Origin of the sequence: Rahnella sp. AA (genome assembly GCF_002834385.1) — a bacterium.
Lineage (GTDB): Bacteria > Pseudomonadota > Gammaproteobacteria > Enterobacterales > Enterobacteriaceae > Rahnella.
The window spans coordinates 96,515-121,287 of record NZ_PITQ01000006.1; the positions used below are offsets into that span (position 1 = coordinate 96,515).

A 24,773-nucleotide genomic window follows, 5' to 3' on the forward strand; every position below is an offset into this window, starting at 1 on the left:
ACGACCTTATGCGTCATTTAAGACGCAATGAAAATGCTTATGATGATTTCACTGGCCCACATCACTGCGGTTTCATACCGCCGGGATACAGGGCTCTTCCATAAATCCAGACAGGAAAATCATCATGAAACTGACAGGTAACACCATTTTCATTACCGGCGGCGCATCAGGCATTGGACGCGGCCTGGCAGAGGCTTTCCATAAACAGGGAAATCAGGTGATCATTTCGGGGCGACGTCAGGCGCTGCTCAACAGCGTTACGGCAGCCAACCCGGGGATGGACTCCGTGGTGCTGGATGTCACCGATCCGGCCAGTATCCGGCAGGCGGCTGACCGTATACTTTCACTTTACCCGGCGCTTAACGTGGTCATCAATAACGCCGGTATCATGCCTTTTGATAACGCAGCCGGTGCGCTTGATGATGCACAGGCGGTCACGTTGCTTGATACCAACCTGCTCGGGCCGGTGCGTATCAGTGCGGCTTTTATTGAGCATCTGAAAAAACAAAAAGATGCCGTGCTGATTAACAACAGCTCGGTTCTGGCTTTTCTGCCACTGGCAACTAACGCCCTTTATTCCGCCACGAAAGCGGCCATTCACTCCTACACCTTGTCTCAGCGTTTTCTCCTGCGAGATACCGGAGTAACGGTGATTGAAATTTCGCCGCCGTGGGTGGATACCGACCTGATCTATAAGAGCGGCGACCCGCGTGCCATGCCGCTGGACGACTTTATCAAAGAGACTTTCGACAAGCTGGGCACCGAAACCATTGAAGCCATTGTTGACCGCGTCCTGCCGGTGCGTGACAACCCGGGTGCAAATGAGCATGTGATGGTGAATGCATTCAACCAGTCTGTGGCTGAAAACCCTATCCCTGTTCAGTAATAGTTTATCGTGGCATCGCGGGGTGCCACGACTTTTTCCGGTTTGCGGAGATATCCGTCATGAAGAATCAGATCACCGCACCACAGCGTCGTTCACTGTGGGCACTCAGCATTGCTTACTTTATTCAGGCAACGGGCTCTTTATCCGTCGCTGGCAGCCTCGCGCCTATTTCTCATGAATGGGATCTGACGGATCCACAGAGTGCGCGGCTGCTGGCGATTTTCGGGCTGACATTTGCGCTTGCCGCGCCGCTGGCGCAGGTACTGTTCGGGCACTTCAGACGCCGCCAGCAGGTGCTCGCCGGTATTTTTGTTTTCGCACTCGGGTCGTTTCTTTTCGCTGCGGCGCCCGGTTATTCCCTGCTGGTCGTTTCACGCATTGTGATGGGTCTTGGGGCATCACTGATTGGGCCTGTGCTGGTCGCACTGGGTTCAGAACTGGTGATGCAAAAAGAGCGGGGCAGCGCTATCGCGATGATTCTACTCGGCGTATCGATGGCCAGTATGGTCGGTATCCCGCTCGCCGCCTGGATTGCTAACCTGTGGGGCGCAAGAATACTGTTTATCATCGTCGGTGGCGTCAGCCTGTTAAGTGCGCTCAACGTGTTGCTGTGCGTGCCTGATCATGTCGCCGGTGTGAATGTGACACTTCGCCAGGTCGGGCATGTGCTGACAGAGGGGAAATCGCTGGCTGCTTTTCTGGTCGTATTTTTCATCACCTCCGGCGTCTACGATATGTATTCGTTCATTTCGCCGATTATCCGTGATACCTACCGGGGTGATGCCGGTGCCGTATCCATTGCCCTCGCGATCTTAGGCGTGGCGGGCATTATGGGAAACCTGTTTGTATCACGCGCCGCCCGGCAATACAGCGCGGAAAAGCTGCTGACGGTGGGCATTACGCTGCTGGTCGCCGATATGCTGTTTATTGTCGCACTGCCAGGCTCACTGGCACTTCTCTACGCCGCACTGGTGTTCTGGGCATTCGCCACCGACATTCTCTGGCCAACGCAACAGCGCAGGATCGTTGAGCTGTCTGATCCGGTTCATCGCGGTGTCTCACTGGCCCTGACCAGCGCCTTTATGTTCTGCGGTATCGGTTTCGGTTCGGCAGTGGCATCCTGGATTTATCCGTCGGCGGGATTTTATGGCGTCATGGTCAGCTCGGTGATATTCCTGTTACTGGCCATGCTCAGCCTGCGGGTTTCCGAATATTTGCGGATGCCGGGGCCTTGCCGGAATATCGTCGAAAACTGAAACGCCATGTGGGGGATACGATGCACAGGATAGGTTTGATCATTTCTGATAATTTTCAGGTTCTGGCTTTATCAACGCTGACCGTCTTTGAATTCGCTAACCATGTTTATGGCGAAAATTTCTACCAGCCAACCGTCTATTCGGAAAATGGCGGGATCACTCAATCGTCCTCAGGGATCGGGATCGACAGCCGGAAGCTGTCGTCCTGCACGCTGGCGGATACCTGGCTCGTTGCCGGCGTTCTGACACCCGCAGAGCAACCGGCTTCCGAAGGCATCATTCGTTTTCTGCAAACGGCCGGGCACCATGCCCGCCGTATTGCCGGGATTTGTACTGGCGCCTTTGTGCTGGCACAGGCAGGGTTGCTCGATAAGAAACGGGCCACCACTCACTGGGCGCATGCGCAAAGCATGAAAACGTTACACCCGGTGATCCGGATAGAAGAAGACAGCATTTTTATCATCGATGATGCAATCTGGACATCCGCAGGCATGACCGCAGGCCTTGATATGGCGTTAGGGATGGTGGAAAAAGATCTCGGCACAGACATTGCCCGTATCGTCGCCCACCGGCTGGTCATGAATCAGCGCCGCTCTGGCGGACAAACTCAGCATTCTGAAATGCTCGAGCTTTCACCCCGTTCAGATCGTTTACAAGGTGCGCTTGAGTATGCGCGCCACAATTTGCGTAAATCACTCACGGTTGAAATCCTGGCGGATGCAGTCCATATCAGCGCACGTCAGCTAAGCCGGCTTTTTCGTTCGGAAACAGGCAAGTCACCCGCCAAAGCCATCGAAGGGCTGCGGCTGGAAGCTGCACGGCTGATGATTGAACAAAGCCGGTTGTCACTGGACGTCATTGCCAGGGAATCCGGTTTCAGGGATGGCCGCCATATGCGGGAAGTGTTTATCCGGGGATACGGCATTCCCCCACAATCGCTGCGCGCTGGCAGGCAGCAGAAGGGAGCGGCGTTATAAAACCTTTTCTTTGCGGCGATTCTGGCAATAAAAAAGCCGGTGACACTTTCGTGTTACCGGCTTTCGCAGGGTATTATCGCCGGGCTAAAACTCAGGCGTTAAGCAGTTGCTGTGCGGTTTTCTCAACCAGAGCCAGCAGCACCTTAACATCGTCCAGCGTAACCGTCGGGTTCAGCAGGGTCAGTTTCAGGCAGGTGACACCGTTATGCTCGGTCACACCCACGTTCGCACGACCGGATTCCAGCAGCGCATCGCCAATCTTCTGGTTCAGCAGTGCAATAGCCGCGTCGCTGGCAGTGGCCAGCTGCTCAGGACGGTAACGGAACAGAACGCTCGCCAGCTGTGGCTTCATCACCAGCTCAAGAGAGGCGGCAGACGTAACATACTGCGCAACATCCTGCGCCAGCGTCACACCGTGATCGATGATCGCCGCGTACTGTTTCTGCCCTAACGCTTCCAGACCCATCCACAGTTTCAATGCATCAAAACGACGGGTAGTCTGCAACGATTTAGACACCAGATTAGGCACACCCGCCGCTTCGTCGAACTCAGAGTTCAGGTAAGCCGCCTGATAGCGCATCAGCTCGTAGTGACGCTCTTCTTTAAGCAGGAATGCGCCACAGCTGATGGTCTGGAAGAACTGTTTGTGGAAGTCCAGAGTGATGGAATCCACTAACTCAATACCGTCCAGATAATCGCGATATTTCTCAGACATCAGCAACGCGCCGCCCCAGGCTGCATCAACATGCACCCAGATCTGGTTTGCTGACGCCAGTTCTGCAATATCACGCAACGGGTCGATAGCACCGGCGTCGGTGGTACCGGCTGTTGCGACGATCGCCAGGATCTGCTCGCCGTTGGCGTGTGCCTGTGCCACTTTCTCGCGCAAATCGTTGAGATCCATACGGGCAAACTCATCGGTTTTCACCAGCGTCACAGACTGATAACCAAGGCCCATTAACGCCATGTTCTTTTGCACCGAGAAATGGGCATTTTCGGAACACAGAACTTTAATCTTACGCAGATCGCCGACCAGGCCATCCTGCTGGATTGAGTGCCCCTGACGGGCGAAGAACGCATCACGCGCCAGCATCAGCCCCATCAGGTTGCTCTGAGTCCCACCGCTGGTGAACACGCCCGCATCGCCAGACTGATAACCTACCTGAGTACGCAGCCATTCAATCAGCTTCATCTCAATGATGGTGGCCGACGGGCTTTGGTCCCAGGAGTCCATACTCTGGTTCGTTGCGTTGATCAGCACCTCAGCAGCCTGGCTGATCACCAGGCTCGGGCAATGCAGATGCGCGACACACTGCGGGTGATGCACCGACAGGCTGTCTTTCAAAAAGTATTCTATCGCACGTTCAATCGCGACCTGGTTACCCAGGCCCTGAGGATTGAAATCAAGCGTGATGCGCTCACGCAGTTGTGCAACAGTTTTACCCTGATACATCTCAGGTTGCTGCAGCCACTGCACAACAGCGGCGCTGCTCTGTGCAATAGCCTGCTGGTAGGCTTCAGTGCTTTGCGCTGAGCCTGCCAGAATCGGGTTTAACTCGGACATCAGGGTCATTCACTCCACTCAAACAGGTTTGACGCCAGCCGCTAACAGCGCCTGCTCAAACTTATCGAGGAAAATACCCAGCTCATCGTTGGTGATCAGCAGGGAAGGCAACAGACGCAGCACGCAACCATTACGGCCACCGCGTTCAAGGATCAGGCCCGCTTCGAAACATTTTTTCTGCAACAGTGCAGACAGTTCGCCGTCAGCCGGGTAGCAACCCATATGATCCTGCGCTTCGTTTGGCTTAACGATCTCAATACCGATCATCAGGCCCAGACCGCGCACATTACCCATCACCGGGTAACGTTTTTGCATATCGGCCAGTTTGCCTTTCAGCCACTCGCCTTGTGCTGCAACTTTGTCTGCGATCTTGTTGTCTTTCAGGATCTTCAGCGTCGTCAGGCCGGTCGCCATCGCCAGCTGGTTGCCACGGAATGTACCGGTGTGGTGACCAGGAGCCCATGCGTCGAACTGTTTTTTGATACCCAGAACAGCCAGTGGCAAGCCACCGCCGACCGCTTTAGACATCACGATGATATCCGGCTCGATGCCCGCGTGTTCGAAGGCGAACTGTTTACCGGTACGGCAGAAGCCAGCCTGAACTTCGTCGAGGATCAGCAGAATGCCGTGTTCCTGAGTCACTTTACGGATGCGTTGCAACCACTCAGCCGGTGCCGGGTTCACGCCGCCTTCGCCCTGAACAGCTTCCAGAATCACGGCTGCAGGTTTGCGCACGCCGCTTTCAACGTCGTTGATCAGGTTTTCGAAGTAATAAGTTAATGCTTTAACGCCAGCGTCACCGCCAATGCCCAGCGGGCAGCGGTACTGGTGCGGGTAAGGCATAAACTGCACTTCCGGCATCATGCCGTTTACCGCTTCTTTCGGAGACAGGTTACCGGTCACCGCCAGAGTGGCATGAGTCATACCGTGATAGCCGCCAGAGAAGCTGATGATGCCAGAGCGACCGGTGACTTTTTTAGCCAGTTTCATCGCGGCTTCAACAGCATCCGCACCTGACGGGCCGGTGAATTGCAGGCAATACTCTTTGCCCTGTTGCGGCAATAAAGAAAGCAGATATTCTGAGAACTGATCTTTCAACGGGGTTGTCAGATCCAGTGTATGTAACGGCAAGCCGCTGGTAATGACATTTTGGATGCTTTGCAGCACGTCCGGATGATTATGTCCAAGAGCCAGCGTACCGGCACCAGCAAGGCAATCAAGATATTGATTATTCTCAACATCGGTGATCCACACGCCATTGGCCTTCGCGATTGCCAGTGGCAATTTACGCGGGTAGCTCCTGACATTCGATTCAAATTCAGCTTGTCTCGCCAAATAGGTTTCATTGTTTCCGTTTAATGAATTCGCACCTAAACTGTCAATACGGACTTTATCCGTCATCATATCTCTCCTACAACCGCAGGTTATGAAAACGCTGCAATTGAATAAATGTATTTAAAAGGTAAGTACCATGAGAAAAACGCGGCCAATATATGGCTTTTTACTCTGTACCTCAATAAATTATTTTGTATAGAATTGTTTATTCTTTTTTATAGGAATCAATATGTTGCTGATTTATTGAACGATCGTGCTGACTTAACTCAGTTACACGGGCATTAATAAAGCACTAAAAAGCACTTCCTGTCAGGTAAACAACGGGTAAACGCGTGATACCACGGGAACAAAATTGCCCTTAAGCAACGCCGTGCCCCCCCTTCTCTGGCCGTGACTTCGCACCGGTTCTGATGCCGGATAAGTGATTCCTGAAGAACACCGTTATTATAGCCCGCCGCGCGTTGCCTGAATGCGTATAATAATCGCACGGCCAGTAAATGGCTGAATATTGGCCGAATATAAATTTTGAAATATATTACACCGATATAAATTCGGGTTATTACCCAAATAATACGGACGTTTATTACACCCGTTAATATATCAGGGGGTCACCTTTGCGGCAGAAAGGCACGTTGCTAAGATTCCTTCGCCCGGCCCCGGCTGTAAAGGTCATACAACGCCACGTAATCCTGAAAAATCTGCAGCAGGAACGGGTCAGCGTCAGGTCCGAGTGCACTGTTGGTTTGCATCTGATAGCGGGCTTTCACTGCATCAATCCACAGTTTGTCCGCCGCCGGCCCCGGCTCCTGCACCAGATGTGCCAGCCAGTAAACCGTGTTTTTCCTGACGGTAACCACCGGTTCAGGGCACCGGCAACACCACCAGACCGGCTCCAGTATTTTCGAAAACAACACCGTGCTGACACTGCGCCAGACTGCCGATGTAAAAGGCTGCGGATACCACGCGCGTTGCCAGTGCATAACCTGTCCCGTCAGTAACGACATCATCAGCGCCTGCGCGGTGCCTGAAAACGGTTTGGTCATGTGTTCGCCTTCCCTCTTTTCTATCAGTCCGTAAATCTTAAGAAAAGTAACCCATAACCGCGACGATGTTGTACTTATTTGATAAAAAATTCACAGCAAAAAAACCGGGGCAGACGTCTGGCCCCGGCCTTTCAGTAAATATTCCCGTATCAGCGGATAACCTGGAACGTCGTGTCGTTCTCTGTTGGCGACGCGGCGTTATTATCACTGCCTTCTTTATGGTGAGACGCCGCCTGTTCATGATAATCATCACTTTGCTTAGGCAACCCATAAGGATAATCATTGTGCAGCTTGTTCAGATCCGGATGGAACGCCGCCGGAGAAAGCAGCGAAATATTGGAAACACGCTCGATACCCGCCGCATTTGCCGTGGTCAGCGAAGTCCCCGCCATACAGATAAAACCGGTCACTAATGCGATATAAACCAGGGGATTCTTTTTCATAATCAATACTCTCTTTCGATAACATCAGAGGTGATGCCTTTAGAGACAGTATGCCTTCCCGACCATGACCCCACGCCGTCACTCACATTACGATGTTGCAATGTAAGCCGTTTATTTCGGCAGAACCAGCGTGAACCGGCTCCCTTTCCCCGGCTCGCTTTCAACGAGGATCTTGCCGCCGTGTAATTCTGCGATAGTTTTGACAATCGCCAGCCCCAGACCGGTGTTTTCCGTCAGGCTGCGTGAAGCATCTATCCGGTAGAAGCGGTCAAAAATCAGCGGCAGATGTTCGGCAGAAATCCCTTCACCATTATCTTCAATACTCAGCAAGGCCACGTTTCCGTCATCCCTGGCGCTGAGGGTAATTTGCCCGTTCTCCCCGGTATGGCGTAGGGCGTTGGACAGCAGGTTCGACAGCGCGCGTTGCAACAGCAGCGGATCCCCCAGGACCGCAATATCGCCTTCGCTGACCAGCGTAATATTATTTTCTTCAGCCAGAATATCGTAAAAATTGATCAGCTTTTCAAACTCATGCTGGCTGCTTAACCATTCTTTAGATAAAGCTTCACGGCTGTTATCTGCCCTTGCCAGAAACAGCATGGAGGAGATCATTCGGGACAAGCGTTCACCTTCTTCAACAATGGCGGCGAGGGTTTCCTGGTATTCCTGGCTGCTGCGGTCTTTAGATTGTGTCACGCTGGCAGCAGAAATCAGGTTATTGATCGGCGCACGTAATTCATGGGCAATGTCAGAAGAGAAGCGGTTGAGCTGCTTAAAGGAGGCTTCAAGCCGCATCATCATCCGGTCAAAAGAAGCAGCCAGCGCATTCAGTTCTGTCGGCCAGCGCTGGGTAGAAATACGGGTATGCAGGTCTTCGGCGTGAATTTTCTCGATGTCCGCGATAATGGTGCGCAGCGGTGATAACCCCCGGCGCGCCAGCCAGAAGCCAAAAGCGGAAAAGATGATGATCGCCAAAGCGGCGATGAACTGCATCATCTGATAATAATTTTCAATGATTTCATTGTTTTTTGACACATTCAGCGCGGCCTGCACCAGCCATTGCTGATGATCTTTCAGTGTGAAATACGTCGAGGTGATCAGATACTTTTCCCGGTGTTCGTCGTCACTGTAACGCCATGACCGGTAACTGAAATTCTGGGTCGGGGGTGAAAAATCAGACTGCGGCACGCGCATATTGGCCGATTGAGAATAGATTTTGCCATCCGGGCTGATGATACGTAGCGACAGCCGCTCCTGCTGCACGACAAATTCAAACAGCTCTTTCTGCCACTGCGCTTCAGTCCCCTGCCGCTCACTGATCGCAACCGCCATCTCCTGCTGAAACTGCATTGAGCTGCGCAGCTCCTGCTCATCTTTCTGATTGAGCTGAGAACGCATGGTGGAATACAGCAGGCCGGAAACACAGTACAGGACGATAGCCATCGTCAGGGAAAAGTAGAGCGTTAACCGGAAAGTAATCGGCATATTGCGCAATGGGCGCAGAAGTGATCTCATGAGGTGCGCAGTTCCAGCACATAGCCTGCACCGCGCAGCGTATGCAGGAGTTTGTCGTCGAAATCATCGTCAATTTTGTTGCGCAGTCGGCGGATGGCGACATCGATGACATTGGTTTCCGGGTCGAAATTCATGTCCCACACCTGCTCAGCCAGAACGGTGCGGGACAGCACTTCGCCCGAGCGGCGCATCAGCAAACTGAGCAGCAAAAATTCTTTTTGCGTCAGCTCAATGCGCACGCCGGCGCGGGTAACCCGGTGCTTAAGCAGGTCGAGGGTCAGGTCGGCAACCTGTAGCTGGTTTTCCTCCGCCGCAGGGGAATACTGCGCCGTCTGGCGGCGCAGGATCACTCGCGCACGGGCGAGAAGTTCACTGAAGGAAAACGGCTTGATCAGATAATCTTCCGCGCCCAGTTCCAGGCCGCGAACGCGGTCTTCCACATCATCGCGCGCGGTCAGGAACATAATCGGCGTTTGCTTACCGGCCTGGCGCGCCATCTCAATCACCTTCCAGCCATCAATGCCCGGCAACATGACATCGAGGATCGCCAGATCATAATCATTGGTCAGCAGGAAATGCAGCCCGTCAACGCCGTTTTGCGCGACATCTACCACGAAATTATTCTCCGTCAGCCCTTTGGCAATATACTCGGACGCCATTTTTTGGTCTTCCACCAACAGTAATCTCATGACAGCTCCTTCACCTCAGGTTCTGCGGTTTTGCTGCCTTTACCGTCGAACAGTAAGAACAACACCGGTGTGATAAACAGGGTAATAAATTGCGAGAACAGCAGACCACCGACAATGGCTACCCCCATCGGCTGGCGCAGTTCAGCACCGGCGCCCAGGCCCAGCGCTATCGGCAGTGCGCCCATAATCGCGCACAGCGTGGTCATCATGATCGGCCTGAAACGTTGTAAACAAGCCTGCATGATGGCGTCATGCGGGCTCATGCCATGCTCGCGCTGCGCGGCTAATGCAAAGTCTATCATCATGATAGCGTTCTTTTTCACAATGCCTATCAGCAGCAAGATACCTATCATGGCGATAAACGTCAGGTCGAGGTTAAACAGCCTCAGCGCCAGCAGCGCACCGACTGCCGCCGACGGCAGCCCCAGAAGAATCGTCAGCGGGTGGATCCAGCTTTCATACAACATCCCGAGAATCACATAAATCACCGCCAGTGCCAGCAAAATCAACCAGATCTGGCTGCTTTGCGATTGCTGGAACAGCGCCGCCTGGCCGGCGTAAGTCCCGAACACGGAGGCCGGCATTTTCAGCGTTTGCTGCGCCTGCGAAATAGCCTGCGTGGCATCGGACAGTGACTTACCGGGAGCCAGATCAAACGACAGCGTAATGGCCGGTAACTGCCCCTGATGGTTTACGGCCGTGACGCCTTGTGTGCGTGAAATATGGGTAAACGTAGTAATCGGCAGCAGGGAATTATCGGACGCGCGGACGTAGATTTTCGACAAATCACTTTCGTTCTGGCGGAACGGCCCCTGCACTTCCATGATGACTTCATAGCTGTCTTCCGGCGCATAAATAGTCGAGACCTGATAGGTCCCGAAAGCATCATAAAGATTTTTGCGGATCTGCTGGATATCCACGCCCATCAGCGACGCTTTGTTGCGGTCAATCACCAGTTGTGCCTGCAAACCGTTCAGTTGCGCATCGCTGTTGAGGCCCACAAATACCCCGCTCTTCTGCATCTCCACCATCATTTTGTTCGCCCAGTCATTCAGGCTGGTACCGCCACTGCTGTTGACCGATTGCAGTGTGTACTGATAGCTACTTTTTGAGCTCCGGCCCCCCACTTTCAGGTTTTGTACCGGGCTGAAGAACACTTTAATCCCCGGCAGATAGGCGGTTTCTGAACGCATCTGTTTCAAAACATCAGCCATCGCGGGCCGCATGTTCTGGTCTTTCAGCGTCAGCGAAAGCTGGGTGGTATCGTGGTCAACTTTGGTCACCATGTCAGCCACGCTCGGATCCTGCAACAAGGTCGTCCCCAACTGCTCCGCCACTTTCAGGCGGCCTTCATAAGACATATCCTGCGGCGCATCAATATTGGCCGTCACCTGCCCGATATCCTCCTGCGGGAAAAACCCCTTAGGTGAAATCGAGTATAAACCGACGGTCAGAATGATGGTGCTCACCGCCACGCTCAGCGTGACAGCACGGTGGCGGATCGCCCACTCCAGCCCGTTAGCGTAATGCTGGCGCAGGCTTTCAAACGCGGCTTCGAATACCCGGCTCCAGCGCGGTTCCGGTTTCTCTTCCCCCGTGTGGGGTTTGATAAGCATGGGCACCAGCAAGGGAATAATCGTCAATGACGCGGCCGCAGAGACCAGAATAGCCAGTGAAACCACGTAGGCAAATTCATGGAAGAGCAGCCCCAGCGTACCCGGCATCAGGAAGATCGGAATAAATACTGCGATCAGCGACAGCGAGATCGACAGCACCGTAAATGCCACCTCCCGGACGCCTTTGAGCGCGGCCTGGAACGGTTTTTCGCCCGCCTCGATGTAGCGCATGATGTTTTCGAGCACCACAATGGCGTCATCCACCACCAGCCCGACGGCAATCGTCAGCCCCATCAGGGAAATATTATCCAGACTCAGGCCAAATGCGTACATCAGTGCAAAGGCGCCCAACAGTGAAACAGGCAGACTGAGCGCGGGGATCAGCGTTGCGCGGACATGACGCAGGAACAGCAAAATCACCATAATGACCAGGCCGATAGTCAGCATCAGCGTGACGGTGACGTCATGAATGGCATTACGGATAGAGATCGAACGGTCGTTCAGGATCTTAACGTTCACCGAGGCGGGCATTTGCGCCTGAATCTTCGGCAGCAGCTGGCGGATAGAATCCAGCGTCGCTACGATGTTGGCACCCGGCTGGCGCTGTACGCTGAGTACAATCGCGTGATGTCCGTTGACCGCACTGAAACTCAGGGTGTTCTCAATACTGTCCTCAACGGAAGCGACATCAGAAAGCCGCACCGGCAGGCCGTTACGCGTGGCGATCACCACTTTGGCAAAATCAGCCGCATTCATCAGGTCGCCGCTGGTCTGCAACATCACCATCTGGCGCTTCCCGTCCAGCTCACCAATCGGTGAATTGGAGTTGGCTGCGCTCAGCGCAGAGTTCACATCTTCGAGCGTTAAACCGGTTGCCGCCAGTTTGTCCGGATTAACCTCCACCCGCACCGCATAGCGTTTCTGGCCGATTACCGTCACCTGCGCCACACCGGTCAGGGTAGACAGTGCCGGAGAAATCAGGTCATCAGAGTACCGGTTCAGATCAGAAAGTGGCATCGACGGTGAATCCAGACCGATTTGTACAATCGGTGCATCCGCCGGGTTAATTTTACGAAACGAGGGCGGCGTGGTCATTTCAGACGGCAATTGCTTCAAAGCCTGATATAACGCGGACTGCACGTCCACCGAGGCCGAATCAATATTTCGCGACGGGTCGAATTCCAGCACAATGGTGGTCGCGCCCTGCAAACTGTTTGAGGTCAGCGTCACCACACCCGGAATAGTGGAAAGTTTTTTCTCCAGCGGCGTTGCGACCGAAGAGGCCATCGTTTCAGGGCTGGCCCCGGAGAGCGAGGCGTTCACCTGAATCGTGGGGGTATCGTAATTTGGCAAGGCCGCAATCGGCAGTTTAAACCAGCACAGCAAACCGGCAGCCATGACCGCCAGCCACAATAGCATGACGGCAATCGGGCGTTTCAGACACAGTTCGGACAAACTCATAAGGTCTGCCCCGCGTGGTTAGCCGCCACCGTCACTGCCATTCCCGGGCGCAGCATCCGCGCACCTTCTGATACCACCTGCATGCCGGCGGATAAACCTTCAACGACGGCCATCTGCTGCTGGATACGCAATAACGTCACCGGTACTGTCGCGGCGTGGCTCTGTTTGTCAATGACATACACAAAGTGACCATCGGGGCCATCCTGCACCGCCTGCGGTGGCAGAACAACCGCATTCGGCGTGGTTCCGGCATCCACCGTAATGTTCTGATAAAGCCCCGGCCACAGCAGATTATTGGCATTGTCGAACGTGGCTTTGAAACTGACGGTGCCGCTGGTGGTGCTGACGCTGTTATCGATAAAGTTTAGCGTGCCGGCAATACGTTTTCCGTTGGCATCATTCACCCAGACTTTTACCGGCTCGTGCTGCTGAGCCACAATCACTGAATTCAGGTTCTGTTCGGGTAAAGTGAACTCCGCCCCGATGGGATCAAACTGATTAATGCTGACTAATGGCAGCGTACTGCTCGGCTGGGCCAGGCTGCCCGGATGCACGTTCAGCGCCCCGGTTTTACCACTCACCGGCGCATAAATACGGGTGTAGGCCAGCTGTGCCTGCGCGGTGCGGATATCATCCTGCGCTGAGAGATACTGCGCGGCGTACTGCTGCTGTGCGCTGACCAGCGTGTCCCAGTCCGAAGAAGAAATGTAATTCTGTTTGACCAGTGACTTCCCGCGGTTGAGGTCGCTGGTGGCTTTATCCCGCTGCGCCTTCATCACTGCCAGCTGTGCGACAGCGTGATGCAGCGCGGCCTGCTGCTCAGCGTCATCAAGTACAAACAGAAGCTGGCCTTTTTTAACGAAATCCCCTTCATGGAAAGCCACCTGCGCAACGGCGCTGGTGACTTGCCCACGAACATCCACCTGATTAAGCGAAACCAGATGTCCCTGGGTATTCAGTGTCAGGGGCAAATCCTTGCTTTGCGCCGCCACCAGGCTGACCAGCGGCGCTGCCGCCGCAGGCTTTTCAGCCGCAGGTGAAGTGCGTAATGAATAGCCCCAAAAGGAGGCTCCGCACACGAGCACGAAAGTGATAACAGCGAGCCGCTTTGGCTTGGAAATGGTCATACAGCAGGTCTTCCCGGCAATAAGATATGCGCCGAGTTTACGCTGCCCGCCCCCACAGAAAGCCGCCAGAAAAATGACAACTTTGTAATGTTAACGGGGCAAAACTTCGATTAATGAATTCCTTTCATAAACCCATCCTGTTCCCCCCACCTAATCTGATGAAAGCATCGGGTCTATCATCAATAGGATCCTATGAATACACAGTGACCCCAAAGAGGAACATGTAATGAAAAACATCGCATTAAATAATGGCATTGAGATGCCTTTACTGGGATTTGGCGTTTTCCAGATAAACGACCCTGCCGAATGTGAACGTTCCGTGCTCGATGCCCTTGACGCCGGTTATCGCCTGATTGATACCGCCGCCTCCTATCAGAACGAAACCCAGGTGGGCAATGCGCTGAAACAAAGCGGTATTGCACGCGATGAACTGTTCGTCACCACCAAACTCTGGTTACAGGATACAAACTATGAAGGCGCAAAAGCCCAGTTCGAGCGCTCTTTAAATCGCCTGCAACTTGATTACGTTGACCTTTATCTGATCCATCAGCCTTACGGTGATGTGCACGGGGCATGGCGGGCAATGGAAGAGTTGCAGCAGGCCGGGAAAATCCGTGCGATTGGCGTCAGTAATTTCCATCCCGACCGGCTCGCGGACCTGATAGCATTCAACAACGTTGCGCCCGCCGTTAATCAGGTGGAGGTCAATCCGTTTACCCAACAGCTTCAACCCGTGCCGTGGATGCAGTCCAGAGGGATCCAGCCGCAAGCGTGGGCACCTTTCGCGGAAGGCCGCAACGGATTATTCCAGAATCCCGTGATTATGGGATTAGGTAAAAAATACGGAAAAAGCGTCGGTCAGGTGATCCTGCGCTGGCTGTTCCAGCGCAACATCGCTTCGCTGGCGAAATCCGTGCGTAAAGAGCGCATGGAAGAAAACATCAACGTGCTGGATTTTGAGCTCAGCAATGAAGAGATGAACCTGATTGCAGCGCTCGATACCGGCACCAGCGCGTTCTTCTCACACCGCGATCCGGCCATGGTTGAGTGGCTGACCCAACGTAAACTGAACGTCTAACGTCACATCCGGAGAGAAATCACATGCAAAAACGTCTGCTGGGAAAATCCGGCCTTGAAGTTTCGTCAATAGGTTTAGGCTGCATGGGGCTGAGCCACGGTTATGGCCCGGTGACAGAAACCAGGCAAGCCATCGAACTGATCCGCGCCGCGGTAGAGCGCGGGGTGACATTCTTTGATACTGCTGAGGTTTACGGCCCTTATCTCAATGAAGAAGTGGTCGGTGAAGCGCTGGCACCGCTGCGCGATAAAGTCATTATTGCGACAAAATTCGGCTTCACGTTTGGTGATGACAATAAGCAGCAAATCCTCAACAGCAGGCCGGAACATATCCGCCTGGCCGTCGAAGGCTCGCTGAAACGCCTGAAAACCGATGTCATTGATCTGCTTTATCAACATCGTGTCGACCCGGATGTCCCCGTCGAAGATGTCGCCGGCACGGTGAAAGACCTGATCGCCGAAGGCAAAGTGAAACACTTTGGTTTGTCAGAAGCCGGTGCACAAACCATCCGTCGCGCGCACGCTGTTCAGCCGGTTACGGCATTACAGAGTGAATATTCGATGTGGTGGCGTGAACCGGAGCAGGAAATTATCCCGACGCTGGAAGAACTGGGCATCGGCTTTGTTCCCTTCAGCCCGCTGGGAAAAGGCTTTCTGACCGGTTCCATCGCCGCCGGAGCAACGTTTGGCAGCGACGATTTCCGCAGCAAAGTCCCTCGTTTTTCACCGGAGGCGCTGACGGCCAATCAGGCTCTGGTTGCCGTACTTAACCAGATCGCGCAGGACAAAGCCGTCACACCGGCACAAATTGCACTGGCCTGGTTACTGGCACAGAAACCGTGGATTGTGCCCATCCCCGGCACCACAAAATTGCACCGTCTGGAAGAAAACCTGGGCGCGGCAGACGTGGTGCTGTCTGAGCGGGAACTGAGCAATATCGCCACGGCGCTGGAAACCGTGAAAGTCCAGGGTGACCGCTACCCGGCGGCCTTACAGGCACGCGTCGGGCGCTAACAGGAGAGGCGATACCATGAATTCAGACCACGATGCCACCCGCCGGATGCTGTTAGCCGCACTGGCGGGTCTTCCTCTGGTCAGTGGTTCTGTCAGTGCGTCAACACAAAGCGGAGCTTTGCAAAAGCAAGGCTCCCGCATTCTGGTGGCATACTTTACCCGCACCGGCAACACCCGCGTGATTGCCGGGCTTATCCATCGCGGGCTGAACACTGATCTGTTCGAAATCATTCCGGCCACCGCCTATCCGGAAGACTACCTGAAGACCGTTGCTCAGGCGCAACAGGAGCAGGAGCGTGGCTTTGAACCGCCACTGAAAGAAACGGTGCCGGAGATCGCAAGCTATGACACGATCTGTCTCGGTTTTCCAATCTGGGGCACCACCGTGCCGACCACCGTTCGCTCATTTCTGAGCCAGCACGATCTTTCCGGCAAAAAGCTGATCCCGTTTATTACGCACGGTGGATATGGCCCCGGCGACAGCGCATCCGTGCTGGCCCGCTACGCACCCAAAGCGCAACTGCATGAAGCGTTTGTGATGCAGGCCGATCAGGAGCGTAAGACAATGGAAAGCGTGAATAGCTGGCTGAAAGAATTAGTCTGATTTAAAAGGTCATATATGACCTTTTATTGATATAAAAAGCACATAACGGGTCAGCGTTGGGCGTTGTCCCCCGCTTATGACCTGATATTTTCTGAAAGGTTAACGGGGAACGGCACCACGGAGAGTCAAAAAAAGCGGAAGTCGCCTTCCGCATTATCATCAGCCCATCAATACCCCTGAGTCACAATTTTCGCTGCGGAAGACAGGACATCACGACGTGATTTTGCATCCTGCTGTGGCTGTGTGAAATAGGTCACCAGGACCAGCGGAGCCTTGTTTTCAGGCCAGATCACAGCAATGTCGTTGGTCGTGCCATAATCACCACTGCCCGTTTTGTCGCCCACAATCCACGTTGCCGGCAGCCCTGCGCGGATACTCATTGCACCAGTTGTATTGCCTTTCATCCACTCAACCAGCTGCGCCTGTTGCGGCCTGGCCAGCCCGTCACCCAGCGCATTTTTTTGCAGGCTGAGCGCCATAGCGCGTGGCGTGGAGGTATCACGCTCGTCGCCGGGAATGGCGGTGTTCAGCGTCGGTTCGGTGCGATCCAGGCGGAAGGTGTCATCCCCCAGCGTGCGGGCGTATTCGGTCACTTTTTGCGGGCCACCGAGATGTTCGATCAGTTTGTTCATCCCCACATTATCGCTGTACTGCAACGCCGCGGCCGCCAGCTCGCCGAGAGTCATCGTGCCGTTAACGTGCTTTTCAGCAATCGGATTGTAATTCACCAGATCCGATTTCTTAATGCTCACCGGCTGCGCCAGCAAATCTTTTTGCGTTTCGCTCTGTTTAAGAATGGCCGACGCCGCCATAAATTTACTGGTGCTGCACATCGCAAAACGTTCATCCGCACGGTACGCGATTTGAGAGTTATCGGCGGTATTAATCAGCATTACGCCAAGGCGGCCACCGCTGTCTTTTTCCAGTGCAGCGAGTTGTTGCTGGACAGTGATCATTTTTGTCGCCGTTTGCGCACGGGACGCCGCACTGAACGTGACCATCGTGATCGCAGCGGTGGCGATCAGCGCCGTTTTACGCAGGGTATTTTTCATCATCAATGCCTTCTCCTTTATGTTGGCGAAGGGATTATGGCAAAAGCGGAGGCAAAAAGTAAAAAACCCGATACTCAGTACCGGGTTTGGATGTGGAAAATCGTTGAAACGGGGAGCTGCTTAGAATGTTTCCCAGTTACCTTCATCCGCTTTACCTGCCGGTGCGAGGCGACGGCTACCCGGCAACGCAGGCGCTTTAGCTTGTGCTGCCTGACGTACGGCAGCGCTCGCTGAACCCGCGCTGACTTTAAAGATGCTGATAGCCTGCGACAGACGCTCTGCCTGTTCATTCAGGGAATACGCGGCGGAAGAGGCTTCCTGAACCAGCGCGGCGTTCTGCTGAGTCACTTCGTCCATCTGGTTAATGGCTTTGTTGATCTCTTCGATGCCGGTGCTTTGTTCATTGCTGGCGATGGCGATTTCACCCACGATATCCGTCACGTTTTTCACGCTGGATACCACTTCGGCCATCGTCTCACCCGCTTTGGCGACCAGCTGCGTACCGTTATCAACTTTAGAAACAGAATCGTCGATCAGCACTTTGATCTCTTTCGCGGCACTGGCGGAACGTTGCGCCAGGTTGCGCACTTCAGAGGCCACAACCGCAAATCCACGCCCCTGCTCACCGGCACGCGCCGCTTCTACAGCGGCGTTTAGCGCCAGAATGTTGGTCTGGAAGGCGATACCGTCAATAACCGCGATGATATCCACAATTTTACGCGAGGAAGCATTAATGCCTTCCATCGTGTTAACCACTTCACCCACCACTTCACCGCCCTGTACTGCCACGCGGGAAGCCTGTGTCGCCAGCTGGTTCGCCTGACGGGCGTTATCAGCGTTCTGCTTCACCGTCGCCGTCATTTGTTCCATCGCAGAAGCGGTTTCTTCCAGCGAACTGGCCTGCTGCTCGGTACGGGAAGACAAATCAAGGTTTCCGGCGGCAATTTCGCTGGACGCGCTGTTGATAGCGTTTGTGCCGGCGCGGACTTCGGTCACAATTTTCAGTAAGTTTTCGTTCATGTTTTTCAGGCCCTGCATCAGCTGGCCTGTTTCATCGCCCGAGCTCACCTGAATTTGCGTGGTCAGATCGCCTGCGGCCACGTTTTCTGCCACTTTCACCGCATTAAGCAACGGACGGGTGATAGAACGGGTCAGGAAATAGCCCAGCGCCGCCGCCACCAGGATTGCCAGTGCGGAGAAAATCAGGGTCAGCTCGATGGCGGTGTGTCCGTCTGCTACGGCTTTAATGCCTTCGGCCTGCAACTGCTGATCCTGAGAATTAGCGAAAGCGGTCGCCAGATCCAGATAGGCATTTTGAGACGTGGTCAGCTTGCGCAGCACATATTCCGTTGCACCATCCATATCACCGGCGCGGGCCAGAGTGATCAGCGCTTCTTTACCGGATTCAAACGCCACGCTGGCATCCTGCAATGCCTTGATTTTTTGCTTGCCGGTCACCGTTGTCTGGATAGCTGCAATTTTGCTCATCGCCAGATTAGTTTCTTTAACGGTGTCATCAAGTTGTAAATAGCGTTTTTGGTTTTGCTCAGGATTTTTAGTATCGATGACAATTCCGCGCAAGTATTTAATCTGGTTATTCACACCGTCGCGGACGTCAAATGCCAGGCGGACTTTCACATAACGATCGCTGACTATTTGGTCAATACTGTCGTTAATAGCACTTATTTTGGTTACTGCCGTCACGCTGACAATAATTAAAAGCAGAATTACCAGGCTGAATGCGGCCCCCAGACGGGTACCCACACGCATATTGTTGATCATACTAAACATTCTCACTCCCTTATTTCCTGGCCAATAAAATGAATACAACACGAAACAATTCAAAGTACTGATGATTGCATAGCGAAATTACTGTTTATTTTCTTTTAAATAATCCAGCATCACTTATCTCAAATTAATTTTTAAAGCGGGGGAAATTACCTTAAAAATATTTACCGTTCAGGAGGGTTATCGGTACAAATAAAGAGATCTTTAGTGACAGGATTATTAGGGAAGTGTAAAGAGAGGTGAATTAGAAAGTTTTGTTACTGAACAAAAAATAACATTGGATTAACGCCTCCCCGGTTAAGGGGAGGCAGTTTTACGCACTGGCGGACATTTCCGCCAGCCAGCCCGTGCGCATTTCCGGCACCGAATGCAGCAGTTCTCGGGTGTAATCGTCCAGAGGTTCACTCAGCGCAGACGCCACCGGCCCCTGACGCACAATCACGCCCTGCTTCAGGACGGCAACTTCATCGGCAATCTCGCGCACGACCTGCAAATCGTGGGTAATAAACAGGTACGCGATGCCGGTGTCCTGCTGGATTTTGCGCAGCAGCGCCAGTACGTCCCGCGCCACCAGCGGGTCCAGCGCTGACGTTGGCTCATCGCACACAATCAGTTTCGGCCCCGCCGCCAGTGCCCGCGCGATGCATACGCGCTGCTTCTGGCCGCCGGACAACGCCGCAGGGAACCGCTCCGCCAGCTCCGCGTTCAGCCCAACCTGCGCCAGCAGTTCACTGACTTTAGCCTGCCGCTCACTGCGGTTCAGCGCAGTGAAACATTCCAGCACGCGGGAAATCTGCCCGCCGATCCGCTCTTTCGGGTTCAGCGCGGTATCGGGGATCTGATGGATCAGCTGCACATCGCGCAACTGCGGGCGGCTACGCTGACGCAAACCCGCAGACAACGTTTCCTGTTCCAGCGTCACCGCCCCCGTTTCCGGGCTGAGCAGCCCGCAAATGACTTTGCCCAGCGTCGATTTGCCCGAACCGGATTCGCCGATCACTGCCAGCGTACGACCCCGCGGCAGGTCCAGCGAAATATCCTGCAAAACCGGTTGCGACTGATAACGCGCGCTAATGTTTCGCAGACTCAGCGCCACCGGTGCCTCGCCGGTTTGCGGCATTTTGGGTTCGCCCTGCGCATTAAGCAAACGCCGGGTGTATTCCTGTTGCGGTTGTGCCAGCAGCTGCGCGGTCGGTGCCTGCTCCACCATTTTACCGTGCTGCAATACCATGATTTTATCGCTGATCTGCGCAACGACGGCCAGATCGTGGCTGATATAAATCGCCGCTACCCCGGAAATACGGATCACATCGGCAATGGCTTTCAGCACGCCAAGCTGCGTGGTGACATCCAGCGCGGTCGTCGGCTCATCGAAAATCAGCAGTTCAGGGTTCGCACACAGCGCCATCGCAATCATTGCGCGCTGTAACTGCCCGCCGGAGACCTGATGCGGATATCGCTGATAAAACGCCTGCGGCTGCGGCAAGCCGAGCAGTTCAAACAGCTCAATGGCGCGCGCCTGAGCCTGCTGACGATCGTAGATTTTATGCTTAAGTGCGGCTTCAATCACCTGCTCGCCCAGGGTTATCGCCGGGTTAAACGCCGCACCGGCTGACTGCGCCACGTAGGCAATATGGCGGCCACGGATCTGACGTAAGCGCCGGTCAGACAGTAATGTCAGGTCCTGCCCGTTAAACACAATACTGCCGGAGTGGATCCGCATCCCCTGGCGGCAATGGCCGGGGATTGCCAGCCCGATGGTGGATTTCCCTGCGCCAGATTCGCCAATCAGCCCCAGCACTTCGCCACGCTTTACACTCAGCGAGACATCATCAACCAGCGTTCGCGGGTTTTTACCGACGGTGACCACCCGAAGATGCTCAACGCTTAACAGTTCATCCTTCATGCTTTTTCCCCCAACGGCGGCGTTCACCGCTCATCAGCCAGTCGGCCACCGCATTTACCGCCAGCGCGAGCACGGCAATAGCACCACCTGGGATCAGTGCAGCCCAGACGCCGAATAAAATACCGTCCTTGTTATCGCGTGCCAGCCCGCCCCAGTCAGCAGTCGGCGGCTGAATGCCTAAACCGAGGAAAGAGAGTGCAGAGAGGAACAACAAAATGAAAATAAAGCGCAGGCCAAACTCGGCGATCAGCGTCTGTAAAGCATTCGGTAAGATCACCCGCCAGAGGATCCAGCCCAGGCTTTCGCCACGCAGACGCGCCACGTCAACGAACTCCATCACGCCGATATCCACCGCCAGCGAACGTGCCACGCGCAGCACGCGGGTAGACTCGAGCAGGCCGAGAACCAGCGTCAGGATCAAAATAGTTTTCGGCAAAACGGCCAGCACGATTAACGCCAGAATCAGCGTCGGGATCGCCATCACAATGTCATTACACCGGGAAATCACCTGATCTACCCAGCCGCCACGCAGCCCGGCGATGAAGCCCAGCGTGCAGCCGACCACAAATGCGACCAGCGCCGCCAGCGCGGTCACCCCCAGCGAAACGCGGGTGCCCCAGATCAGACGGGACAACAAATCACGACCAAGATTATCGGTGCCAAGCAAAACGCCGGGGCCGGGCAAATCCCAGGACATGCCGAGCGTCTGATCCGGTGCATGTGGCGACAACCAGGGCGCGAAAACGGCGATAAGAATAAAAAGGCTCAGCACCAGCAGGCCAAGAACCGAAGAGGGTTTTAATGCAGGCATTGCAGTCATTTCCTAAGCATCAGCGGTTGTGGCGTAAACGCGGATTGGCGACCAGCGCCATCACATCCGCCAGCAAATTCAGCAGGATATAGATCCCGGCCAGCAACAGCGCGCAATCCTGCATTACCGGAATATCACGTTTGCTGATGCTGTCGACCATGTACTGCCCCAGCCCCGGATACACAAACACGTTTTCGACAATCACCACACCGACCATCAGATAGGCCAGGTTGATTGCCACGACGTTAATGATCGGGCCGATGGCGTTGGGCAGAACGTGACGCCATAAAATGCGCGATGGCGACAGCCCTTTCAGCAACGCGGTATCCACATAAGCAGAACTTTGCGCGGCAATCAGCGCGGCACGGGTCATGTTGCTCATATGCCCGAGGATCGCCAGCACCAGTGTCGCGCAGGGCAGGGAAATCGCTGAAAGCTGGGCCGCCAGCGGCATATCCGCCGTAATGCTGCTGTTGCTCGGTGCCCACGCCAGCGTAATGGCGAAAATCAGGATCAACAGATAACCGGAGAAAAATTCCGGCAGCGCAACGGTGGCGCGGGTGATGGCATTCAGGAAAGTATCGATAACGCTGCCATGATAACGCACGGAAATAAAACCAATCAGCAGCGCCAGCGGAACCGCAATGGCGGCGGTGCATCCGGCCAGGAACAGCGTGTTGCCAAGCCGCGTAAACAACGGGCCGCTGATGGCTTCACGGGTGGAAAAACTGGTGCCAAAATCACCGTGCAGCACCCCGAGCAACCAGCTCAGATAGCGGCTGATCGCCGGTTTATCCAGCCCCAGTTGCAGGTTCAGTTCGCGGATAGCGTCCGGCGTCGCGCTCTGGCCGAGGATCGCCGTCGCGGCGTTACCCGGTAACAATTGCACACCGGCAAAAATCAGCACAGAAACGGCGAGCACCACCAGGACGCCATAAAACAACCGCACCAGAACCATATTCAGTAAGGAAGGACGTGCGGGTAATAAACGGCCCGCAGGCCGTTGTGTCGCTTTTTGCGAGGATAACTCTGACATTATTTTACCCGGCTCAGCTTTCAATCCAGACTTTTTCTGCGGCGCGGTTGCCGCTCAGAGGCATCCCCGGAACAGACGTGAACCCTTTGATTTTTGCTGAACAACCGTCGAGGGCATCCGCATAAAGCGGGATAATCTCACTACCCTGATCCACCAGCATGACCTGAATATCGTGGTAAATCTGCTTGCGCCGTGTTTCATCTGCCTCACCGCGTGCGGCTTTCACCATCGCGTCGAAGGCCGGGACGTGCCACGCCGATTCATTCCACGAAGACTGGCTGGTGAACACCAGGGAGAGCAGCGCATCAGCGGTCGGACGGTTTGCCCAGTTTGAGGACACAAACGCTTTCTTCTGCCAGATATCATTCCAGAATGCATCGTCCGGCACGCGAACCACGTTGAGATTGATCCCGGCTTTTGCCGCAGATTGCTGATAGAGCTGACCCGCGTCAACCGCACCCGGGAAACCGGCATCCGCGACATTCAGCGTCAGCGGGCCGCTGAACCCGGATTTATTCCAGTGGAACCGGGCTTTTTCAGGGTCGTACGGACGCTGTGGAATATCTTTGGCGAAATAACGGTTCGACGGGAAGATAGGATTATCATTGGCGACAGTGCCGTATCCGCCCAGCACGGTGTCGATAATCTGCTGGCGATCGATGGCATATTTCAGCGCCAGACGCCCGTCAACATTATCGAACGGTGCCAGATTCGACAGCCCCGGGAAGGTGTAAATCATGCTGTCTTTTGCCCGCACCAGTTTCAGATTCGGCATGCGTTCAATGCGGCTGACGATGCGCGGATTCACACGGTTAATTAGCTGAGCAGAGCCACTGACCAGCGCCGCAACGCGCGCGGTGGAATCATTCATCGCCAGTGTTTCGACGGAATCTACGTGCCCGCGTTCGCTGTTCCAGTAGTTCGGATTGCGTTTGGTCAGCGTGGTCACGCCCGGCTGGAATTTTTCCAAAATAAACGCACCGGTGCCGATGCCTTTGTCGAAGTTTTCATTCTCGGCGGTAATAGCGAAGTGCACGGCGCTCAGTAACCAGACAAACTCCACATCCGGCGCAGTCAGTTTGATAGTGACTTCATGGTCGCCGGTCGCTTCAATTGAACTGACGGTATCCAGATAACCTTTCACCGGCGACGTGGATTTCTCGCCACGATGGTGATTCAGGGAATACACCACGTCTTTCGCGCCGAGCGAACGGCCATCGTGGAACTGCACGCCCTGACGGATTTTCAGCACCCAGGTTTTGCTGCCATCGGCAGAAGACCAGGATTCCGCCAGCGATGGCGCAAGCCCGGCACTTTCGTCGATCTCTACCAGATTGTTGAACATCTGCGAACCGACAAAATACATGTACGTTTCGAACCAGAACGCGGGATCCAGACGGTCGGTGCTGGAGGCGTTATCCACGCCGACCACCAGATGACCGCCTTTTTTTGGCTTCTCAGCGTCGGCGGCAAACGCGTTGCCCAGCCACAAAGAGTGCGTTGCCGCAGCGATGGAAAGTGCCCCCGCACTTTTAATAAACGAACGACGATCTAACATATTTTCTCCCCTGTC

Annotated in this window: 20 protein-coding genes; 6 read left to right on the plus strand and 14 right to left on the minus strand. The window is 54.5% G+C overall.

The window, feature by feature from the left end:
- Positions 1-124 precede the first annotated feature (124 nt).
- The 3 genes from CWS43_RS15565 to CWS43_RS15575 are packed head-to-tail and all read left to right on the plus strand — an operon-like array spanning position 125 to position 3,119.
- Positions 125-886 carry an SDR family oxidoreductase gene (locus CWS43_RS15565; protein ID WP_101077933.1) on the plus strand — a complete coding sequence of 254 codons (762 nt, stop codon included), beginning with the start codon at positions 125-127 and terminating at the stop codon, positions 884-886.
- A gap of 59 nt (positions 887-945) precedes the next feature.
- Positions 946-2,142, plus strand: coding sequence for an MFS transporter (locus CWS43_RS15570; RefSeq protein WP_101077934.1), 1,197 nt, complete (start codon positions 946-948; stop codon positions 2,140-2,142).
- A 20-nt stretch (positions 2,143-2,162) separates the two neighbouring features.
- Entirely contained in the window at positions 2,163-3,119 is a 957-nt protein-coding gene (locus CWS43_RS15575) for a GlxA family transcriptional regulator (protein ID WP_101077935.1), read from the plus strand.
- Between the two features lie 91 nt (positions 3,120-3,210).
- Here CWS43_RS15575 and CWS43_RS15580 read toward each other — a convergent pair whose 3' ends face one another.
- The 8 genes from CWS43_RS15580 to CWS43_RS15615 form a co-directional block, all read right to left on the minus strand.
- Positions 3,211-4,683: an aspartate aminotransferase family protein gene (locus CWS43_RS15580; protein ID WP_101078220.1), complete on the minus strand. Its 1,473-nt coding sequence runs from the start codon at positions 4,681-4,683 to the stop codon at positions 3,211-3,213.
- An 18-nt stretch (positions 4,684-4,701) separates the two neighbouring features.
- Complete coding sequence (locus tag CWS43_RS15585) at positions 4,702-6,087, minus strand: diaminobutyrate--2-oxoglutarate transaminase (RefSeq protein ID WP_101077936.1); 1,386 nt, start codon at positions 6,085-6,087, stop codon at positions 4,702-4,704.
- 566 nt (positions 6,088-6,653) lie between these two features.
- A complete protein-coding gene (locus tag CWS43_RS15590) occupies positions 6,654-7,061 on the minus strand; it encodes a hypothetical protein (protein WP_232777001.1) in 408 nt (135 codons plus the stop codon).
- 149 nt (positions 7,062-7,210) lie between these two features.
- Positions 7,211-7,504: a hypothetical protein gene (locus CWS43_RS15595; protein ID WP_101077937.1), complete on the minus strand. Its 294-nt coding sequence runs from the start codon at positions 7,502-7,504 to the stop codon at positions 7,211-7,213.
- Positions 7,505-7,615: 111 nt separating this feature from the next.
- Entirely contained in the window at positions 7,616-9,019 is a 1,404-nt protein-coding gene (locus CWS43_RS15600) for a heavy metal sensor histidine kinase (RefSeq protein ID WP_101077938.1), read from the minus strand.
- The gene (locus CWS43_RS15605) at positions 9,016-9,708 is read right to left on the minus strand and encodes a heavy metal response regulator transcription factor (RefSeq protein WP_101077939.1); all 693 of its coding nucleotides are present in this window, start codon (positions 9,706-9,708) and stop codon (positions 9,016-9,018) included. Before CWS43_RS15605 ends, CWS43_RS15600 begins: the two co-directional genes overlap by 4 nt.
- The gene (locus CWS43_RS15610) at positions 9,705-12,785 is read right to left on the minus strand and encodes an efflux RND transporter permease subunit (protein ID WP_101077940.1); all 3,081 of its coding nucleotides are present in this window, start codon (positions 12,783-12,785) and stop codon (positions 9,705-9,707) included. The genes CWS43_RS15605 and CWS43_RS15610 overlap by 4 nt, the downstream gene beginning before the upstream one ends.
- Entirely contained in the window at positions 12,782-13,912 is a 1,131-nt protein-coding gene (locus CWS43_RS15615) for an efflux RND transporter periplasmic adaptor subunit (RefSeq protein ID WP_101077941.1), read from the minus strand. The genes CWS43_RS15610 and CWS43_RS15615 overlap by 4 nt, the downstream gene beginning before the upstream one ends.
- 226 nt (positions 13,913-14,138) lie before the next feature.
- On the opposite strand from CWS43_RS15615, the gene CWS43_RS15620 reads away from it, so the two are divergent.
- The 3 genes from CWS43_RS15620 to CWS43_RS15630 are packed head-to-tail and all read left to right on the plus strand — an operon-like array spanning position 14,139 to position 16,607.
- The gene (locus tag CWS43_RS15620) at positions 14,139-14,990 is read left to right on the plus strand and encodes an aldo/keto reductase (RefSeq protein WP_101077942.1); all 852 of its coding nucleotides are present in this window, start codon (positions 14,139-14,141) and stop codon (positions 14,988-14,990) included.
- Between the two features lie 23 nt (positions 14,991-15,013).
- Positions 15,014-16,003, plus strand: coding sequence for an aldo/keto reductase (locus CWS43_RS15625; protein WP_101077943.1), 990 nt, complete (start codon positions 15,014-15,016; stop codon positions 16,001-16,003).
- Positions 16,004-16,019: 16 nt separating this feature from the next.
- Positions 16,020-16,607 (plus strand): flavodoxin, encoded by a 588-nt coding sequence (locus CWS43_RS15630; protein WP_101077944.1) that lies wholly within the window; start codon positions 16,020-16,022, stop codon positions 16,605-16,607.
- 167 nt (positions 16,608-16,774) lie between these two features.
- Here the strand turns inward: CWS43_RS15630 and blaRAHN are convergent, their stop codons facing one another.
- From blaRAHN to CWS43_RS15660, 6 genes are all read right to left on the minus strand, one after another.
- On the minus strand, positions 16,775-17,662 hold the full coding sequence (gene blaRAHN / locus CWS43_RS15635) for an RAHN family extended-spectrum class A beta-lactamase (RefSeq protein ID WP_101077945.1): 888 nt from the start codon (positions 17,660-17,662) through the stop codon (positions 16,775-16,777).
- Between the two features lie 117 nt (positions 17,663-17,779).
- The gene (locus CWS43_RS15640) at positions 17,780-19,450 is read right to left on the minus strand and encodes a methyl-accepting chemotaxis protein (protein ID WP_101077946.1); all 1,671 of its coding nucleotides are present in this window, start codon (positions 19,448-19,450) and stop codon (positions 17,780-17,782) included.
- A gap of 310 nt (positions 19,451-19,760) precedes the next feature.
- The gene (locus tag CWS43_RS15645) at positions 19,761-21,353 is read right to left on the minus strand and encodes an ABC transporter ATP-binding protein (RefSeq protein ID WP_101077947.1); all 1,593 of its coding nucleotides are present in this window, start codon (positions 21,351-21,353) and stop codon (positions 19,761-19,763) included.
- On the minus strand, positions 21,343-22,164 hold the full coding sequence (locus tag CWS43_RS15650) for an ABC transporter permease (RefSeq protein ID WP_101077948.1): 822 nt from the start codon (positions 22,162-22,164) through the stop codon (positions 21,343-21,345). The genes CWS43_RS15645 and CWS43_RS15650 overlap by 11 nt, the downstream gene beginning before the upstream one ends.
- 19 nt (positions 22,165-22,183) lie before the next feature.
- Entirely contained in the window at positions 22,184-23,122 is a 939-nt protein-coding gene (locus CWS43_RS15655; protein WP_101078222.1) for an ABC transporter permease, read from the minus strand.
- Positions 23,123-23,213: 91 nt separating this feature from the next.
- Positions 23,214-24,758, minus strand: coding sequence for an ABC transporter substrate-binding protein (locus tag CWS43_RS15660; RefSeq protein ID WP_101077949.1), 1,545 nt, complete (start codon positions 24,756-24,758; stop codon positions 23,214-23,216).
- Positions 24,759-24,773 lie beyond the last annotated feature (15 nt).

Excerpts from the sequence above, each read along its gene's own strand:
- CWS43_RS15585 (WP_101077936.1), bottom strand. The coding sequence starts at position 6,087 with ATGATGACGGATAAAGTCCGTATTGACAGTTTAGGTGCGAATTCATTA.
- CWS43_RS15660 (WP_101077949.1), bottom strand. The coding sequence starts at position 24,758 with ATGTTAGATCGTCGTTCGTTTATTAAAAGTGCGGGGGCACTTTCCATC.
- CWS43_RS15590 (WP_232777001.1), bottom strand. The coding sequence starts at position 7,061 with ATGACCAAACCGTTTTCAGGCACCGCGCAGGCGCTGATGATGTCGTTA.
- CWS43_RS15640 (WP_101077946.1), bottom strand. The coding sequence starts at position 19,450 with ATGTTTAGTATGATCAACAATATGCGTGTGGGTACCCGTCTGGGGGCC.
- CWS43_RS15655 (WP_101078222.1), bottom strand. The coding sequence starts at position 23,122 with ATGGTTCTGGTGCGGTTGTTTTATGGCGTCCTGGTGGTGCTCGCCGTT.
- blaRAHN (WP_101077945.1), bottom strand. The coding sequence starts at position 17,662 with ATGATGAAAAATACCCTGCGTAAAACGGCGCTGATCGCCACCGCTGCG.
- CWS43_RS15580 (WP_101078220.1), bottom strand. The coding sequence starts at position 4,683 with ATGTCCGAGTTAAACCCGATTCTGGCAGGCTCAGCGCAAAGCACTGAA.
- CWS43_RS15570 (WP_101077934.1), top strand. The coding sequence starts at position 946 with ATGAAGAATCAGATCACCGCACCACAGCGTCGTTCACTGTGGGCACTC.
- CWS43_RS15645 (WP_101077947.1), bottom strand. The coding sequence starts at position 21,353 with ATGAAGGATGAACTGTTAAGCGTTGAGCATCTTCGGGTGGTCACCGTC.
- CWS43_RS15575 (WP_101077935.1), top strand. The coding sequence starts at position 2,163 with ATGCACAGGATAGGTTTGATCATTTCTGATAATTTTCAGGTTCTGGCT.
- CWS43_RS15600 (WP_101077938.1), bottom strand. The coding sequence starts at position 9,019 with ATGAGATCACTTCTGCGCCCATTGCGCAATATGCCGATTACTTTCCGG.
- CWS43_RS15630 (WP_101077944.1), top strand. The coding sequence starts at position 16,020 with ATGAATTCAGACCACGATGCCACCCGCCGGATGCTGTTAGCCGCACTG.
- CWS43_RS15650 (WP_101077948.1), bottom strand. The coding sequence starts at position 22,164 with ATGCCTGCATTAAAACCCTCTTCGGTTCTTGGCCTGCTGGTGCTGAGC.
- CWS43_RS15605 (WP_101077939.1), bottom strand. The coding sequence starts at position 9,708 with ATGAGATTACTGTTGGTGGAAGACCAAAAAATGGCGTCCGAGTATATT.
- CWS43_RS15565 (WP_101077933.1), top strand. The coding sequence starts at position 125 with ATGAAACTGACAGGTAACACCATTTTCATTACCGGCGGCGCATCAGGC.
- CWS43_RS15615 (WP_101077941.1), bottom strand. The coding sequence starts at position 13,912 with ATGACCATTTCCAAGCCAAAGCGGCTCGCTGTTATCACTTTCGTGCTC.
- CWS43_RS15610 (WP_101077940.1), bottom strand. The coding sequence starts at position 12,785 with ATGAGTTTGTCCGAACTGTGTCTGAAACGCCCGATTGCCGTCATGCTA.
- CWS43_RS15595 (WP_101077937.1), bottom strand. The coding sequence starts at position 7,504 with ATGAAAAAGAATCCCCTGGTTTATATCGCATTAGTGACCGGTTTTATC.
- CWS43_RS15625 (WP_101077943.1), top strand. The coding sequence starts at position 15,014 with ATGCAAAAACGTCTGCTGGGAAAATCCGGCCTTGAAGTTTCGTCAATA.
- CWS43_RS15620 (WP_101077942.1), top strand. The coding sequence starts at position 14,139 with ATGAAAAACATCGCATTAAATAATGGCATTGAGATGCCTTTACTGGGA.